A 562-nucleotide genomic window follows, 5' to 3' on the forward strand; every position below is an offset into this window, starting at 1 on the left:
CTGAAAGAAGCCGCAGAAATGCTAAACGAAGCGCCAAACGCGCTGCAATTACGCTATATGCAGACCTTAACCGAAATTACGACGGACAAAACCTCAACCATCATCTTCCCAATGCCAATTAATTTGGTCGAAGCGGTAACGGATATTGCCAACGCCGTTAAAAAGAATCAGGGGCAGGATAAAGAAGAATAGCCACATTAATTTTCAAGTAAGGGCGGAAGCGGCTTTGGTTTAACTTGATCGGACTTAGTTTGGTCTCGTTGAGTTTGGTGTAAACAGTAAGGCCGCTTCTTCATATTAGATATCACAAACCTTTCGATCACTGACCCGTGTCGGATTTACTTGGCGGCGTACCACATTCGCGTTTCATGATTTCCAGACCCTATTTAAAACAAGCGCGCCATGCCTTTTCAACGTCGGAGTTGTACTCATAATCACACTCTCGTACTGTTTCGATTAAGCTTTCAAACCAAATATCAATGTCTTCGGGTTTGATACCAATGTTTCCGATACCGTGCTTTTTGCCATACTTTTCCATCATTTTTCGCGCATCAGAAGACGT

At 43.4% G+C, this 562-nt stretch carries 2 pseudogenes; one reads left to right on the top strand and one right to left on the bottom strand.

The window, feature by feature from the left end:
* Positions 1 to 192 (top strand): annotated as a pseudogene (locus tag R7093_RS27190) (slipin family protein); the annotation flags it as partial.
* Positions 193 to 385: 193 nt separating this feature from the next.
* Here the strand turns inward: R7093_RS27190 and R7093_RS27195 are convergent.
* A pseudogene (locus R7093_RS27195) lies at positions 386 to 562 on the bottom strand (globin); the annotation flags it as partial.

Source organism: Vibrio sp. 1580 (assembly GCF_033340055.1).